This window comes from Streptosporangium sp. NPDC003464, from assembly GCF_053588315.1.
Genome location: NZ_JBSFPS010000007.1, coordinates 45,373 through 61,603 on the forward strand (window position 1 = coordinate 45,373; position 16,231 = coordinate 61,603).

Here is a 16,231-nt window from a genome sequence, read left to right on the forward strand (position 1 = left end):
TGTGTGACGTGCTCCCGGAGCGGCTCGCCGATGCTGACCGTCAACTGACTGATGTGCCGGTCCCGGCCGCGAACGACAGTGAGACGCACCGCGACAGCCGATGACCCGGTACTTCAGCGAGAGGAACGTCATGAAACGCCTTCTGATCATCTTCGCGGCCGGAGTGCCGCTGGTGGCGGCGTGCCTGCCGGCCGCGGCTTCGGCCGGCACCGCGCGCTCCGCCACCGCCCCGTTCACGTGCTCGTCCATCTCCGTGAACGCTCCGGCCGGCACCGCGGTGGAGTCCGTGACGGCGGTGAGCCGGGAGGCGGGCACCGTGACCGTCCCTCCGGTGCCGCCGTTGACCGACGTGGTCGAGATCCCGGACGTGCCGGCCTACTGCGATGTCACGGTCACGCTCACCCACCCGGGCGTCGGCGACCACGCCAAGGTGCGGATCTGGCTGCCCGGGACGGGCTGGACCGGCCGTTTCCAGGCGTTGGGCGGCAGCGCCTTCGCCGCCGGCGACTACGGCGCGGGCCTGGCCGGCGCGGTCAAGAGCGGCTACGCCGCCGCGACCACCGACGCCGGCGTCGGCACGTACCTGGATACCAGCTGGGCCCTGAGAAGTGACGGCGAGGTCGACACGGCGCTGCTGAAGAACTTCGCCGACCGGTCCCAGCACGAGATGGCGGCCGTCGGCAAGCAGGTGGTCAACGAGGTCTACGGCAGGCCCGTCTCCTACTCGTACTGGAACGGCTGCTCCACCGGCGGCCGTCAGGGCTACATGGAGGCCCAGCGCCACCCCGGCGACTTCGACGGCATCCTGGCCACCGCTCCGGCGATCAACTGGGACGAGTTCGAGGTCGCGACCCTGTGGCCGCAGGTGGTGATGAACGAGGAGGACACCTTCCCCTCCCCCTGTGAGTTCAGCGCCTTCAACGAGGCCGCCGTCAAGGTCTGCGACCCGCTCGACGGTGCTCCCGACGGGCTGATCGGCGACCCCGCCACGTGCGCCTTCGACCCGCGCCGGCTCATCGGCAAGCGCGTCGAATGCGACGGGAAGCAGGAGACCATCACCGCGGCCGACGCCGCCGTCGTGCGCAAGATCTGGGCCGGCCCCCGCACCCCGTCCGGTAGGAAGTTGTGGTCGGGCATCCCGATCGGAGCCGGCTTCGACCTCGCCGGCACCCGCGTCGACACGGACGGGAACCGCGTGGGCGCGCCGTTCCCCGTACCGGCCACGTGGGTCTCGACGTTCCTGAAGCGGCAGCCCTCCTACGACCTCTCGACGATCACCTACGCCGGGTTCGCCGAGCTGTTCGAGCAGTCCCAGGCCGAGTACGACACGATCATCGGCACCGACGACCCTGACCTGTCGGCCTTCCGCAGGTCCGGCGGCAAGCTCCTCACCTGGCACGGCCAGGCCGACCAGCTGATCCCCACGCAGGGCACCGTGGACTACCGCCGGAGGGTGGAGCTGGCCATGGGCGGTGCGCGCCGGGTCGACGACTTCTACCGGCTGTTCCTGGCGCCGGGCGTCGCCCACTGCGCCGGCCCCACGAGCACCGGCCCCGTGCCCACCGACGCCCTCGGCGCCCTGACGGCCTGGGTCGAACAGGGCCGGGCCCCGCAGACGCTGAGCGCCGCCATCACGGACTCCTCCGGCAAGACGGTGACGCGCGAGTTGTGCCGGTACCCGTCCGTCTCCCGCTACATCGGCCACGGCGACCCGGCCGACGACGGCAGCTACTACTGCGCCCCCGTCCGGCACTGACGACCATCCACTCGTCTGGAGAAGGCCACCCACCATGAACACGAAGTCATCCGGAACGTCATCCCTGCTCAAGCTGTACCTGGGCCGTGGAGTCCTGGCCGTGGCGTGGGCCGCGGTGTTCGCCTCCGCGCACGACCCCATCGATGCCCTGGCGATCACCCTGCTGGTCGTCTATCCGCTGATGGACGCGGCGTCGTCGCTGATCGACCTGCGTGCGCTCCCGGACGGATCGGAGCGTCGCCTGACGCTGTTCAACGGGGTGCTCAGCACTCTGGCCGCCGTCGGCGTCGGCCTGGCGGGGGCGGGCGGGGTGGCGGCGGTGCTGCACGTGTTCGGTGCCTGGGCCGTCGTCTCCGGTGCGGCGCAGATGCTGGTCGGGCTGCGGCGGCGCGGCCCGGAGCTGGGCACGCAGTGGCCGATGCTGATCGCGGGCGGTCTGTCGTTCCTCGTGGGCATCTTCTACAACATCCAGGCTCTCGGGGACGACGCCTCGCTCGACGTGCTGTCGGTCTACGCCACCGGCGGCGGCGTCTTCTTCATCATCCAGGCCGGGCTGCTGGCCTGGCGTGCCCGCCGGCGGCAGACACAGACCGTCTGACGGAACCAGCGGAAACACACCGACAGCCTGCCGGATCGCATCCGGCAGGCTGTCTCGGCATTTCAGGTAATGGTCAGAAGTGGTCCACGTCGACGACGGCCTGCGCGAAGGCCGTGGGCGCTTCCTGCGGCACGTCGTGGCCGATGCCCTCCAGGGTGCGGTGTCCGTAGGCGCCGGTGAACATGTTCCGGTACGACGAGCCGTCGCCCGGCGGCGCCGTGAAGGGGTCGCGCTCGGCGTCCAGGGTGATGGTCGGCACCTTGATGGTCGGCCGTGCGGCGAGCCGCTTCTCCAGACCGTCGTAACGGCGCTCCCCGTCGGCCAGGCTCAGCCGCCACCGGTAGTTGTGGATCACGATGGCGGCGTAGTCGGGGTTCTCGAAGGCCGCGGACGTGCGCTCGAAGGTGGCGTCGTCGAAGTCCCACGTCGGGGAGACGGTGTCCCAGATGAGCCGGGTCAGGTCGTGGCGTTTGGCCGAGTCCTCCATGGCCTTCCTGCCCCGCTCGGTGGCGAAGTAGTACTGGTACCACCAGGCGTGTTCGGCCTTCGGCGGCAGCGGCTCGAGGTTGGCCTCGAGGTTCGTGATGAGGTAGCCGCTCACCGACACCAGGGCCTTGCACCGCTGCGGCCACAGGGCCGCGATGATGTCGGCGGTCCTCGACCCCCAGTCGAAGCCGGCGAGCACGGCCTTGTCGATCTTCAGGGCGTCCATCAGGGCGATGATGTCGAGTGCGATCGCCGACTGCTGGGCGTTGCGGAACGTCTTCGAGGACAGGAACCGCGTCGTGCCGTGACCGCGCAGGTAGGGAACGATCACCCGGTAGCCCTGCGCCGCCAGCAGCGGGGCGACGTCGACGAAGCTGTGGATGTCGTACGGCCAGCCGTGCAGGCAGATGACCGCGGGCCCGTGGGCCGGGCCCGCCTCGGCGTAGCCGATGTCCAGCAGCCCGGCCCTGACCTGCTTCAGCGAGGCGAAGGACGTGTGCGTGCCGGGCGTGACCGCCGGCAACGTCGGGGCCGCCCCACGCCTGGTGGCGGAGGCGGCCGGGAAGGCATGCACGCCCGCCAGCGAGGCGACTGCCGCGCCGGTGGCCAGACCGAGGGTCTTGCCGAAGGTGCGCCTGTTGATCATGTGGAATCCTCCGTGTCGTGTCGCGGGGAATGCGGCGTCTCTCACTGTTTCCGGCAGGGGGATCCGGTACATCAGTCACATGACGGTGAGACACGGCGGACGGCAGCCGTGCCGGCCACGCGGAACCCTCCCCGGAGCGCGGCGTCCCGGCGGACCGCGCCGGACCGGCGACGCAAGGCGGACAGGAACATTGAGTCATTCGACTGTTCCCGCCCCGGACGCATCTGGAAGATCCTTGGATCACGGCCCGTACGACCTGGTCCTGAGCCTTTCCGGAGGATCCGTGAACCCCACTCCCGTCGTCTTCATCCATGGCGCGTGGCTCCACGCGTCGTCGTGGGATTCATGGAACGAGCGCTTCTCCAGTTTCGGTTTCGCCGTCTGCGCGCCGGGCTGGCCGGGAGAGCACGCCACGGTGGACGAGGCCCGACGGCACCCCGAGACGTTCCACGAGCTGGGGCTCGACGCGCTCACGGATCACTACGCGCGCATCGTCCGGTCCTTCGACACCCCGCCCGTGGTCGTCGGCCACTCGGTGGGCGGGCTCATCGCGCAGCACCTCCTCGGCGCGGACGCGGGCCGTGCCGCGGTCGCCATCGCCCCCGTCCCGGTCGACCACGTGACCTCCCCGGCGCCTGGGGAACCGTGGCCGGTGTCGATGGACGCCGGGAGGTTCCGGCGGCTGTTCGCCAACGCGGTCACCGAGCAGGAGTCGGCCGAGCTGTTCGAGCGTCACGTCGTTCCCGGGCCGCGCCGGCTGCTGGCCGAGCTGGGACACGGCGGTGCCGTACGGCACCCGCGGGCGGTCGTGGACCACGGCAACACCGGCCGCGGCCCGCTGCTGCTGATCTCGGGGCAGGAGGACCGGCTGGTGCCCGATCACGTCACCCGGGCCGCGTACAAGTTGTACAGCGACTCGACGGCCACCAGCGGCCTCAAGCAGTTCCCGGACCGGGCCCATTCGCTGGTCGTCGACAGCGGCTGGCGGGCGGTCGCCGACCACGTGCTGGTCTGGCTCGCCGAGCGAGGGGTACGCGCCGACCCGTCGAAGTGGTGAAGGGGGCTCACGCGTCGCCGCCGTCGCCGACCTTGCCCAGAGCGTCGCGCAGCGCGGCACGCGTGGTGACGCCCAATTTCGGGAAGACGCGGTAGAGATGGGAGCTGACGGTGCGCGGGGACAGGTGCATGCGTCCGCCGATCTCCTTGTTCGTCAGCCCGCTCGCGGCCAGCTCGGCGATGCGGCGTTCCTGCCAGGTCAGCGTGGTCAGGTACGGCAGAGAGGTCCGGGCGGGCGTCCCCGAGGCGCGCAGCTCGGCCTGGGCGCGTCCGGCCCAGCCCGTGGCGCCGAGCCGTTGGAAGGACTCGGCGGCGCGGATCAGGACGGGCCGTGCGGCCTTGGGTCCCTGGGTGTGCCTGAGCCGGACGCCGCGCGCCAGGCGGATGCGCGCCAGCTCGAACGGGAAGCCGGCCGCGGCCGGGTGGGCCTCGGCCCGGGCGTACATGTCTTCGGCCTCCTTCTCGTCGGCGGTCGTCATGGCCAGGGCGCCGTAGGTGACGAGGGCCAGCCGGGGGGAGACGCCGGGCAGGCCGGCGTCGGCGGCGGCCTGGGCGTGCCGGCGGGCCTGCTCCAGGCGCCCGGTGTGCACGGCGGCCTCGACCAGGTCGAGCAACGTGCGTGCGGCCTGATGGGCGTGGCGTGCGAACGATCCCGGCGGCGTGATGCCGATGGCGTACAGGTAGGCGGCTTCGTGGTCACCCTCGCTCAGGGCCGCCGCCGTGCCGATGGCGTCGGCGATCTGGGCCAGGAATCCCACGCCGCGCGGGCGGGCCCAGGCGTCCAGGAGGGCCTGCACCTCCCGGGCCCGTTCGACCTGGCCGCGCATGGCGGCCAGGAGCCCCAGGTAGGCGTGAGTGTGCTGGGTGAACAGCGCGTATCCGTGGGACGTGGTCAGCTCCAGCGCGCGCTGTCCGGTCCGTTCGGCGTCGTCCCACTCGCCGGCGGCCAGCTGGTCGAGCATGATCAGATGCAGCATGGTCATGCCGGTGGCCACGGCGCCGGTCTCCACCTCACGGTCGACGGCGCGCTGCAGGTAGGGGCGGTACCGGCTCAGCGTGTCGACGTGGTAGGCGGCCACGGCCAGGCGCGAGACGTCCCACGGTTCCAGCTCCGAGACGCCGGCGAACGCGCGCTCGACGCGCCCGTGCACGCCCGCGCCGTGACGGACGACGTCGCTCCACGCGTCGCGGTAGATCGCCGAACGTGTGTCGACCCGGTCTCCCAGGGAGTCCATGAGCTGCCCGGTGCGATCCCACAGCGCGGCGTCGCCGGCGTACTGGCTGATGGCCAGCAGCAGGTTCACCAGGCGGGTGAGGACTTCGGCGGGCTCGTGCGCGCCGTCTTTCCGCAGGCTCTCGATCGCCGCCGCGACGTGGCGGTGCGCGGAGCGTACGTCGCCGTCTTCGTACAGGGCCACGTAGGCCGAGGTGACGACCGCGGCGGGGGACTCGCCCGCGCCCGGCGGCAGGTCCGAGCGGACGAGCTGCTGCGCCTGGTCCAGGAGCGCCGCATGCCCGGCGATGAAGGCGGCGTCACCGACCCGCCTGGAGCGGTCGGCGGGGGTCTCGCTCAGCTCCGCCGCGCGGGTCAGCCAGGCCACGGCCGCGACCGCGCCCCCGCGCCGGGTCGCCGAGTCGGCCGCGGCCTCCAGCGCGGCTGCCACCTCCTCGTCGGGATCCACGATCGAGGCCGCCAGGTGGCGGGCGCGCCGCTCGACGTCGTCGCGGTGCACCCGCGCGAGCTCGGCGTGCGCCGCGCGGCGCTGGTTGGGGGTCGCCAGCTGAACGACGGTGGTGCGGATCAGCGGGTGCCGGAAGACGAGGTCGCCGGTGGCGGGGTCGGCGTCCAGGAGGCCGGCCGCGACCGCTCCGTCGGCCTCGCGCATGCGGTAGCGGGCGCCGGGGGCGCGGTTGCCGTTCGGTCCCGCCCCGACGCCGTCGAGGGCGCCGCGCAGCAGTTCCTCGCGTACGGGACCGGCCAGGCGTTCGATGCGGAGGCCGTAGACGTGCTGCAGACGGCGCGACAGCGGGATGTTGCCGAACCCGAGGAGTTCCTCGGCCGTGCGGCCGGTGTGGCCGCCGTCCAGGTGGACGGGCAGCTCCAACAGCGCCAGGGGGTTGCCCATGGCGTGCTCCAGGACGATGCGCCGGGTCTGCGCGTCGAGCCGCGGATGGCGCATGTCCAGCAGTTGCCCGGCCGCCTCCTCCGGCAGGGCCGCCACGGGGAGCTCGGGAAGCGCGGACGTGTCGAACCGCGAGCCGACGTCGGACCGTACGGCGATGAGCATCTTCACGGAGCTGCCGGTGAGCCGGCGTCCCACGAACCCGCACACCTCGGCGCTGGAGGCGTCCATCCACTGACCGTCGTCGAGCAACAGCAGCAGCGGTCTCTCCGACGCCGCCAAAGACAGCAGGTCGAGGACGGCGATGCCGAGGGACATGACCGACGGCGCCTTGCCCTCGCGGAGCCCGAAGACGACGTCGAAGACGTCGCGGCGGCCTCCGTCGAGCCCGGCCGAGTGAGGCAGCAGCGAGTACAGCAGCTGGTGCAGGCCGGCGAAGGGCAGCTCCGCCTCCGCCTCGACCCCGGCGGCGCGGATCACCCGGTGGTTCTCCGGGACCGCGAGGCCGGCCACATGGTCGAGCAGGGCGCTCTTGCCGACCCCGGTCTCGCCCCTGAGGATGAGGGCCTGCCCCCCGGCGGCCGTCATGAACGCCGACAGCTCCCCTTGGACGCCATCCCGGCCCACCATCGTCGAGACGAGCGACTCCACACTTCCTTCCCTTCTTCAGGTACGGCCGATCAGGTCGGAGCCCTTGGCCGCCAAGCTGAGGCCGCAAAAAATGGACTCGCAAGTCCATAACGGTGGAATTCCACATCCCGAATGGATGCCGACACTGTAAATGCCTCATACGTGTTGCTATTAAGAATGTAACGTTCCCGCCAGTGTGTCGGGAATTTGTTTCATGTGCTACGTGAGGCGGTAGCTTGGGCAGGTGAGAGCAGACGCGGCACGCAACCTGGAGCGTGTCCTGAGCACGGGCGCCCGCATGCTCGCCGACGACCCCTCGGCGACCATCGCCGCCATCGCCGCCGAGGCAGGAGTGGACCGCCGCACGGTCTACCGCCGCTTCGCCTCCCGCGAAGACCTCATGGCCGCCGTCTACGGAGCCCGCTACGACGCGGTCGAGGAGGCCGTCGAGGCCGCCAGGCTACGCGAGGCCCCGGTCGCGATCGCACTGCACCGTTACGTCGAGGGCATCATCGCCGTCAACCGCAGATGGCCCGTGGAGACGAGCCGCATGCTCCGCGAGGTGACGATCCTCCAGCGCCGCCGCCGCCTGGTCGACGAGGTCGACGCCTTCCTGCAGCGCGCCATCGACGAGGGCCTGCTCCGCTCCGACCTGCCGCCCGGCTGGGCGGCCACGGTCCTGCCGCCGCTGATGGAACACGCCGCCGAGAACCTGCCCGGGCTGAGCGCCGCACAGGCCGCCGACGTCGTGGTCGACACGCTGCTGCGCGGCGTCGGCACCCCGCAGGCACGCTGACCCCGCACGGTGGTGGTGTGCAGGGTCCGCGACAGGCGGTCGTGACGCCAGTGGTCATGGGTCTCCTTCGCGTCCGGTGCGGCTGAGCAGGCCTGGCCTCAGGCAGCCCGCCCCGGTGCGACCCTAGGGACCGCTTGTTGACGACGTGTATACGTGCCATGGCAGGGCTGCTCAGGAGTGGTCCGCCGGCCGCCGGGGGCTGGTCCGGAGAATCGTCCGCAGCCCGCGCCGCCGCGTGCCCGGCCACGGCGGATACGCCTCGTCAACGTTCCGCATGCAGGCGGCGCCTATGGTCGTGCGCCATGTCGAGTCACCCCATATCCCTCGAACCGCCGGAAACACCGGTACTCCCGGATGACCCCACCCCCGTGACGCGGGAGGGCGGCGGTGTCCTGGAACTGCTCGAACGCATCGGATCCGTCGTCGTGCCGATCGCGGTGGCGCTCTACGCGGTCCTCTACATCGGCATCGAGCAGATGTACGCCGTCTTCGGCGTCAACCCGCAGCAGGTGGGCGTCGACCAGTCGGTCCTGCTCGGCCGCATGACCAGCACCCTGGTCCTGCTCCTGTTGGTCGCCATGCCACTGCTCGGCGTCGTCGTCGGCGTGGGCTGGCTGATCGACAAGATGACCGGCGGAGCGGCGGGCAGGCTCGTACGGAAACTCCGGGAACGGCCTTGGATCGCAGCGGCGCTGGCGGCACTGTGGTGCGGGGCCACGTACTGGGGCGTACTCCGCCTCTTCGGGGATCCGGACCTGTTCGCCATGGTCGTCATCGCGGTGGGGCTCGGCGTACTGGCCTTCCTCATCCCGTTCCGGCTGTTGCGTCGCAAGCCGATCGGGCGCGCCGGGACGAAAGTGATCGTCGGCGGGATGACCGGAGTCGGCCTGGGCTTCCTGCTCATCCTGGGGCTCGTCGAGGGCGCGGTCGACGTCCAGAACAGCGGGCAGGCCAACGAACTGCTGAACGCCGTCGGCTTCCAGGACCAGTGGGCGGTGATCAAAAGCGCTGAGGACGACAAGCCGCTCTACGACGGCCGCTGGATGATGCTGCTGGGCGAGAGCGACGGCACATACGTCCTGTACGACTGCGACAAGCTGGAGACTCTCCGAAGGCCGATGGAGACCACCAACCTGGGCCAGATCCAGCTCGATCCCGAGCGCGAGAAGGGCTTCACCTGCGGCGACCTGGCACAGCAGGACACCCCATGACAGGCATCGCGGCCCATGCCCGGCGGGGTCTCGGGCTGACGCTCGACACGCTGCGGCGTCGCCCTTCGCCGGCCCGTCGGCGCTGCGGTTGCACGCCGTTCCCGACAGAGCCTTGAACGACCAGAGATCAGAGAAGACGTGATGACTGAAACGGACCAGCCGAGGAAGCTGGTGCTCGTGCACGGTGCCTGGCACGGGCCTTGTTGCTGGGATCGGCTCGTACCGGAGCTGGAGAGCCGCGGCTGGAGCGCGTCGACGGTGGATCTGCCGAGCACGTCGGGAGACCCGGATGCCGGGATGTACGACGACGCGCGGGCCGTACGGGAGCACCTCGAGACCGTCGAAGGTCCCGTCACCGTGCTGGCGCACTCCTACGGGGGTGTCCCGGTGACCGAGGTCGCCGAGACGGTGCCGAATGTCGAGCGGCTCGTCTACCTCGCGGCGCACATGCTGAACGCCGGCGAGGCGGTGATCACACCCCTTGGGGGGCCGTGGTTCCCGCCGGAAACCAAGATCGTGCCGTGCCCGGAACCGGCGCGAGAGGCATTCTACCACGATGTTCCCGCGGAGTCGGCCGACACAGCCGTGGCACGGCTCAGGCCACAGAGCGCTCGGGCCTTCACCGAGGAGCAGACACGGGCGTCGTGGCGGACCATCCCTTCGGCACTGATCGTCTGCGACGACGACAGGAGTCTGCCCGAGCTGTTCGTGAAGCGGCAGCTGACGATGGCCGACGTGGTCCGGCACCTGCCCGGCGGCCATTCCCCGTTCCTGTCCCGGCCCGTTGAGCTCGCCGGGCTCATCGACGAGGTGACGCGGACCCTCGCGGCGCGCGACTGAGCACCTGGCCGTGGGGCGGCGCGAGGGATCTCTCTTCGCCGCCCCACGGTGAGAGCGGTCACGCCAGGAGGTCCGCCAGGCGGTCGATCTGCTGGGTGTCGTCGGACCAGCACTGGAAATCGTCCTCCCGCGCGCCGGCCCCGAGGCCGAGGGTGAAGCGGCCACCGGACAACCGGTCGAGTGTCGCGCTCTGCTTCGCCGGCGGCACCGGATCGCGCAGGGGCGCGAGCAGCACCTCCGGCCGCACACGGATGCGCTCGGTCACCGCCGTCGTCGTGAGTCCCGATATGCATTCCGTACACGCTGGTGAAACGTCGTATCCGGGCACTTCGGTAGGGTCGCGCACGGCTGGGGAGACAGCCGGGGACACCGAGGGTAGGAGTGCCGCACCATGCCGCTTTTCGGACGGGAAGCCGAGCTGAAGGCCCTGGCCGAGCTCATCGACGGCCCCGGTGACCGCAGTGGCGTTCTCCTCCGGGGGGAGGCCGGCGTCGGGAAGTCCGCGCTCGTGGCGGAGGCCGTCTCCGCTCCGTCGGTCGCAGGCCCGCGCGTGCTGACGACGACCGGCGTGGAGTCCGAGCAGAACCTCGCCTACGCCGGGTTGCAGCGGCTGCTGTACCCGGTCCGGGCGGGCGTGGACGCGCTGCCGGCCCCGCAGCGTGACGCCCTGCGGAGCGCGCTGGGCCTCGCCGACGGGGCCGGACCCAGCGCCTACCTCGTCGGCCTCGCCACGCTGACCCTGCTGGCCGAGGAGGCCGCCGTCCGGTCGTTGCTGGTCGTCGCCGAGGATGTGCACTGGCTCGACCGCGCCAGCGCCGACGTCCTCGCCTTCGTGGCGCGGCGGATCGAATCCGAGCCCATCGCCATGATCGCGACCCTCCGGGAGGGTGAGCGCTCGCCCCTGCAGGACGCCGGGCTGTTCCCGATGCCCGTCGACCGGCTCTCCGACGAGGTCGCCGCCGAGCTCCTGGACTCGATCGCCCCTGGCCTCACCTCGGCGGTCCGGACGTGGCTGCTGGAGGAGGCCGCCGGGAACCCGCTGGCGCTGACCGAGCTGCCGGCGGCCATGGGGGACCACGCGGGGCCCGGTCCGGCGTGGTCGCTGAGTGATCACCTCGGCGGGCCCGGTCCGGTGCTGCCGCTCACCGAGCGTCTTGAACGTGCGTTCACCGCCCGGGTCGCCACGCTGCCGGCGCCGGCCCGCACCGCCCTGCTGGTCGCGGCGCTCAACCAGAGCGATTCGGTCTCCGAAACGCTCGCGGCCACGGGACTGATCCTGGGGTCGGCGGCCGAGCTGGAGGTCCTCGCACCGGCCGTCGAGGCCCGGTTGATCGAGCTCGGGATCGGCATGGTGAGGTTCCGTCATCCCATGATGCGGTCGGCCATCCCGGCGGCTTCGACGCTCGCCGAGCGCCGGCAGGCCCACCTGGCGCTCGCCGAGACGCTACGCGGACGGCCGGACCGGCGGGCCTGGCACCGGGCCGCCGCGGCGTCCGGAGCGGACGAGGAAGTGGCGGCCGAGCTGGACCGTGCGGCCGACCGGGCCCGGCACCGGGGCGGGGTCGCCGCCGCGATCGCGGCGCTTGAGCAGGCGGCCCGGTTGAGCGAAGGGCAGGACCGGAAGGCGCTCAGGTTGCTGAGAGCGGCCGAGCTCGCGGTCGAATCCGGCAGCCGCGACACGGCCGAGCGCATGGTGGGCGACGCGCAGGCCCTCGACCTCCCGCCGCGCCGGCGCGCCGCCGCCGCCTGGTTGCTCAGCGGCTTCGAGGACGGGGTACGCGAGGACGTCTCCCGCGTGTCGGAGCTGGCCGAGCTGGCCGCGTCGGTGGCCGCCGACGGGCAGGTCGAGCCGGCTGTCCGGATCCTGTGGGGCGCCGCCATGCGCTGCTTCTGGTCCGAACCGGGCCCGGCCGCCCGCCGCTCGCTGCTGGGCGTGGCCGACCGGCTCCCCGTTCCTGCCGACGATCCGCGCATGGTCGCGGTCGCCGCTTACGTCGCGCCGTTCGAGCGGGGCGGCACCGTGCTCGACGGGCTGCGCAAACTGGCCGGCGTGGCCGGCGCCGACCCGGAGGTCGATCGCTACCTGGGCAGCGCGGCCCTGCAGGTCGGGGCGTTCGACCTGGCCGCCCGTTTCTCCGCGGCGGCCGCGCCCGGCCTGCGTGCCCAGGGCCGGCTCGGGTTGCTGCCCCGGGCCCTGGCCGTTCAGGCGTGGAGCCGGGCCCGGCTCGGCGACCTGGCCACGGCCGTGCCGGTCGCGGCGGAGGCCGCCAAGTTCGCCCAGGAGACCGGTCAGCCGTTCATGTACGGGCTGGCCACGGCCGTCCAGGCCGAGATCGCCGCGCTGCGGGGCGACCACGAGTCGGCCAGAACGCTCGCCGACGAGGCCGAACGGGTCGCACTCCCGGCCGGCGCCCGACCCGTCCTGGCCACCGTCCAGCTCACGCGCGGGCTCGCGGCCCTGAGCGAGGGGCGTTTCGACGACGCGTTCGCCGCCCTGAGCCGGATCCTCGATCCCGCCGACCCCGCCTACCAGCTGGCCCTGCGCGCTTACTTCCTCGCGGAGCTCACCGAGGCCGCCGTGCGTGCCGGGCGGACCGACACCATGCGGGACATCCTGCACGACCTGGAGCCGCCGGCCGCATCGACGCCTTCACCGGCGCTGCACATCGGGCTGCGCTACGCGCGCGCCGTGCTCGCCCCGACCGCGGAGGCGGAGGAGCTGTTCACGGCCGCGCTGCGGACGGACCTGACCGGGTGGCCCGCCGAACGCGGACGCCTCCATTTGGCGTTCGGCGAATGGTTGCGACGGCAGCGCCGGGCCGCGGAATCCCGGACGCATCTGCGCACGGCCAGGGAGACCTTCGACGCGCTCGGCATGGCCGCATGGGGCGAGCGCGCACGACGGGAGCTGCGCGGTGCGGGGGAGTCGAGCCCGAACCGGGACCCGGACGCGCGGGAGAAGCTCACCCCGCACGAGCTGAACATCGCGCAGCTGGCCGCCGAGGGGCTGACGAACCGGGAGATCGGGCAACGGCTGTACCTGTCTCACCGCACTGTCGGCACCCACCTGCACCGGATCTTCCCCAAGCTGGGGGTGAGCTCCCGGGCCGATCTCGCGCGGACGCTCAAGACTCACGAGGAGAGGTAAGGCCGTCTGCCGGTGACCGCACCGGCAGACGTCGTTCCTCTCGCCCGGCCGCCGCGGAAGGCGGGTCAGGAAGTGCCGCTGCCGCCCGACACCCAGTTCCGCACGGCCGGGGCGTACCCGGCCGGCTTGTCCCCGACCTTGATGCCAGGGCTGACCAGCCAGCTCTGATAGTCCGGCGTGAACATCCGGTAGACCGACCGGGGCGGCACGGAACTCGCCTCGTCGAGCTTCGCGCGCAGCTCGGCCGGCAGCTCGAAATCGAGGGCCGCCAAGTTGGCGTCAAGCTGGTCCGTGCTGCTCGCCCCTATGATCGCCGAGGAGACCCCGGGCTGGGTGGCGACCCAGTTGACGGCCACCTGGGCCATCGTCCTGTCGAGCTTGTCGGCGACATTCTCGAGTGTCGCCAGAAGCTGCCATTCCCGGTCCGTCCACGAGCGTCCGGGCGAGCCTCCGCCGCTGAGCCGGCCCTGCCCGACCAGGCCCCGGTCCGTGTTCCGATATTTCCCGGTGAGGAAGCCGCTCCCGAGGGGACTCCACGCGGTGATCCCGAGTCCCAAGCTCTGCCCCATGGGGACGTGTTCCAGTTCGATCGTCCGGTCGACAAGGGAGTAGGGCAGTTGCAGGCTGACCACCGGTACGAGGGAGTTCGCCTCGGCAAGGGTCTGGGCCCGCGCCGCGTACCAGCTGGGCACGTCGGACAGGCCCGCGTAGCGGATCTTCCCAGCCCTGGTGAGGTCGTCGAAGGTGCGCATGACCTCCTCGACAGGAGTGATCCGGTCCCAGGTGTGCAGCAGGAACAGGTCGATGTAGTCGGTGCGCAGACGGCGCAGTGACGCCTCGACCGCTCTGATCATGTGCTTGCGTCCGTTGCCCCCCGCGTTCGGATCCCCGGGGTCGACGCTGTTGGTGAACTTGGTGGTGAGCACCACCCTGTCGCGCACCTTGGCTTCCGCGACGAGGTTGCCGAGGATGGTCTCGCTCTCACCGGCGGTGTAGAAATCGGCGGTGTCGATGAAGTTCCCGCCCGCTTCGAGGTAGCGACGGAAAACGGGGCGGGCCTCCTCCTCGGTCTTGCCGTATGCGGCGTGGAAACCGCCGGTGCCGAAATTCATCGTGCCCAGCGCCAGTCGACTGACGCGCAGCCCGGAACGGCCGAGCAGATAGTAGTGGTCCAGAGGCATGGGAATTTCACTCCGTCGGGTGGAGAAGGGCATTGCTCGGTTCCTGAACCGTGCGGTCCGTTCAGCTTGTGCGGCCGAAAATGGACTGTCAAGTCCAATCGTCCTGGATGGCGCATGGTCCTGCGGCGCCTTCTGGGGGCCGATGCGACAGGCGCGGATCGCGCGACGGGCGGATCGCGTCCGGGGCGCCTACGCTAATGTGGACTTAAAAGTCCAATCTGGATTGGTGGCCATGCGCACGCTGACCCGCAAGGGAGCCGCGACGCGGCAGCGCATTCTCGAGGGCGCGGCCGCGCACATCCGCGAGTTCGGCGTGGCCGCCACGACCCTGGACGACGTCCTGGCCAGGACGACGACGAGCAAGAGCCAGCTGTTCCACTACTTCCCGGGCGGGCGGGAGGAGTTGCTGCTGGCCGTGGCCCGCCTCGAGGCCGACCGTGTGCTGGAGGACCAGCGGCCCCAGCTCGACAGCCTTACCTCCTGGCCCGCCTGGCAGGCATGGCGGGACAAGGTCGTCGACCGTTATCGGCGGCAGGGACGTCTGTGCCCGCTCAACTCCGTCACCTCGCACCTGGGCAGCCGCACGCCCGGCGCCCAGGCCGTGGTCACCGAGTTGATGCACCGCTGGCAGGCCGAGATCGCCGCCGGTGTACGGCACATGCAGGACGCCGGCGAGATCGACCCGGGCCTGGATCCCGACCGGGCGGCGGCCGCCCTGCTGGCCGGCATCCAGGGCGGCGTGCTGATCCAGATGTCCACCGGCCAGACCGTCCATTTGGAGGCCGCCCTGGACATGGGTATCGCCCACCTCCGGGCCGGCCGGTGGAGCGGCTCAGACAAGTGAGGCGTCAGCCGCCGTCCTGATCCGGGCGTACATCCTGCGCAGGCCGGGACCGGGCTCCAGGCCCAGGTCGTCGTCCAGCAACCGGGTGATCAGCCGGTAGGCCGACAGGGCCTCCCCGCGGCGGCCGTCGCGGTCGAGGGCCCACATCAGCAGCTCCCACAACCGTTCGCGATAAGGCTCCGCCGCCGTCGCGAGCGTCAGTCCGGCGATCGCTTCGTCACAGTCGCCCCGCTCGATGTCGATCGCCCAGCGCTCCTCCATGGCTGACGCGCGCAGCTGCTCGAGCCAGGCGCGGCGGCCCTCGAAGAAGGCTCCGCTCAGCCCGTCGAGCGCCGGTCCGCGCCACAGCGCCAGCGCGCCGCGCAGCAACCGGGAGGCCTCCGTGATCTTCCCTTGCTCGCGGGCTTCCCGGGCGGCGGCGGTGGTCTGCCGGAACACCGCCACGTCGACCGCGCCGGGGTCCACGACCAGCTGGTAGCCCCGGCCCGCCGACCTGATCTCCGCCTCGGTCCCCAGCCCGGCCGAACCGCCGTCGGTCAGTACCCGGCGCAGGCGGGAGACGTACGTGCGGGTGCTCGCGACGGCGCTGCGTGGCGCCTCGCGGCCCCACAACGCGCTCACGATCTCGTCGAGCGAGACCTGACGGCCCTCGCTCAGGAGCAGCAGGGCGAGCACCCTCCGCTGTTGCGGAGACCCGGCCTCCAGCTCTTCCCCACCGCTCCAGACCCTTGTCGGACCCAGTAGCCCAAAGCTCACCCCGGCCATCGAGCTTCCCCCACCCTCTCGCGTAGCGCGACCCGTCACTGATGCCCCGAAGCCGTGCCCGGGCGTCTCTGCCCGACCCTACTGACGCAGCGTCGGCCTCTTGACGCATTGCCGAGGCATGACCCCGGACGACGTACACGCACAGCGTCAC

General features: G+C 71.6%; 13 protein-coding genes. 8 read left to right on the plus strand and 5 right to left on the minus strand.

Features of this window, described 5'->3' with window-relative positions; all coding sequences use genetic code 11:
* The first annotated feature begins 130 nt into the window (after positions 1–130).
* Entirely contained in the window at positions 131–1,756 is a 1,626-nt protein-coding gene (locus ACWDS7_RS03015) for a tannase/feruloyl esterase family alpha/beta hydrolase (RefSeq protein WP_451927853.1), read from the plus strand.
* Between the two features lie 34 nt (positions 1,757–1,790).
* Positions 1,791–2,354, plus strand: a complete 564-nt coding sequence (locus ACWDS7_RS03020; RefSeq protein ID WP_451927854.1) for a hypothetical protein — start codon at positions 1,791–1,793, stop codon at positions 2,352–2,354.
* Positions 2,355–2,427: 73 nt separating this feature from the next.
* Here ACWDS7_RS03020 and ACWDS7_RS03025 read toward each other — a convergent pair whose 3' ends face one another.
* Positions 2,428–3,486 (minus strand): alpha/beta fold hydrolase, encoded by a 1,059-nt coding sequence (locus ACWDS7_RS03025; RefSeq protein ID WP_451927855.1) that lies wholly within the window; start codon positions 3,484–3,486, stop codon positions 2,428–2,430.
* 283 nt (positions 3,487–3,769) lie between these two features.
* On the opposite strand from ACWDS7_RS03025, the gene ACWDS7_RS03030 reads away from it, so the two are divergent.
* On the plus strand, positions 3,770–4,543 hold the full coding sequence (locus tag ACWDS7_RS03030) for an alpha/beta hydrolase (protein WP_451927856.1): 774 nt from the start codon (positions 3,770–3,772) through the stop codon (positions 4,541–4,543).
* Positions 4,544–4,550: 7 nt separating this feature from the next.
* On the opposite strand, the gene ACWDS7_RS03035 is transcribed toward ACWDS7_RS03030, so the two are convergent.
* Positions 4,551–7,316 (minus strand): LuxR C-terminal-related transcriptional regulator, encoded by a 2,766-nt coding sequence (locus tag ACWDS7_RS03035; protein ID WP_451927857.1) that lies wholly within the window; start codon positions 7,314–7,316, stop codon positions 4,551–4,553.
* Between the two features lie 223 nt (positions 7,317–7,539).
* Here ACWDS7_RS03035 and ACWDS7_RS03040 point away from each other — a divergent pair, with 223 nt between their 5' ends.
* From ACWDS7_RS03040 to ACWDS7_RS03050, 3 genes are all read left to right on the plus strand, one after another.
* Positions 7,540–8,091 (plus strand): TetR/AcrR family transcriptional regulator, encoded by a 552-nt coding sequence (locus tag ACWDS7_RS03040; protein ID WP_451927858.1) that lies wholly within the window; start codon positions 7,540–7,542, stop codon positions 8,089–8,091.
* 368 nt (positions 8,092–8,459) lie between these two features.
* Positions 8,460–9,302 (plus strand): hypothetical protein, encoded by an 843-nt coding sequence (locus tag ACWDS7_RS03045; protein WP_451927859.1) that lies wholly within the window; start codon positions 8,460–8,462, stop codon positions 9,300–9,302.
* A gap of 141 nt (positions 9,303–9,443) precedes the next feature.
* A complete protein-coding gene (locus tag ACWDS7_RS03050) occupies positions 9,444–10,142 on the plus strand; it encodes an alpha/beta hydrolase (RefSeq protein WP_451927860.1) in 699 nt (232 codons plus the stop codon).
* Between the two features lie 58 nt (positions 10,143–10,200).
* Here the strand turns inward: ACWDS7_RS03050 and ACWDS7_RS03055 are convergent, their stop codons facing one another.
* Positions 10,201–10,407, minus strand: coding sequence for an LLM class flavin-dependent oxidoreductase (locus ACWDS7_RS03055; RefSeq protein ID WP_451927861.1), 207 nt, complete (start codon positions 10,405–10,407; stop codon positions 10,201–10,203).
* 126 nt (positions 10,408–10,533) lie between these two features.
* Here ACWDS7_RS03055 and ACWDS7_RS03060 point away from each other — a divergent pair, with 126 nt between their 5' ends.
* Positions 10,534–13,290, plus strand: coding sequence for an ATP-binding protein (locus ACWDS7_RS03060; protein ID WP_451927862.1), 2,757 nt, complete (start codon positions 10,534–10,536; stop codon positions 13,288–13,290).
* A gap of 65 nt (positions 13,291–13,355) precedes the next feature.
* Here the strand turns inward: ACWDS7_RS03060 and ACWDS7_RS03065 are convergent, their stop codons facing one another.
* Positions 13,356–14,471, minus strand: coding sequence for an aldo/keto reductase (locus ACWDS7_RS03065; protein WP_451927863.1), 1,116 nt, complete (start codon positions 14,469–14,471; stop codon positions 13,356–13,358).
* 232 nt (positions 14,472–14,703) lie between these two features.
* Here ACWDS7_RS03065 and ACWDS7_RS03070 point away from each other — a divergent pair, with 232 nt between their 5' ends.
* Positions 14,704–15,315, plus strand: a complete 612-nt coding sequence (locus tag ACWDS7_RS03070; RefSeq protein WP_451927864.1) for a TetR/AcrR family transcriptional regulator — start codon at positions 14,704–14,706, stop codon at positions 15,313–15,315.
* On the opposite strand, the gene ACWDS7_RS03075 is transcribed toward ACWDS7_RS03070, so the two are convergent.
* Entirely contained in the window at positions 15,304–16,080 is a 777-nt protein-coding gene (locus ACWDS7_RS03075; protein ID WP_451927865.1) for an AfsR/SARP family transcriptional regulator, read from the minus strand. The two genes, ACWDS7_RS03070 and ACWDS7_RS03075, sit on opposite strands and share 12 nt — an antisense overlap.
* Positions 16,081–16,231 lie beyond the last annotated feature (151 nt).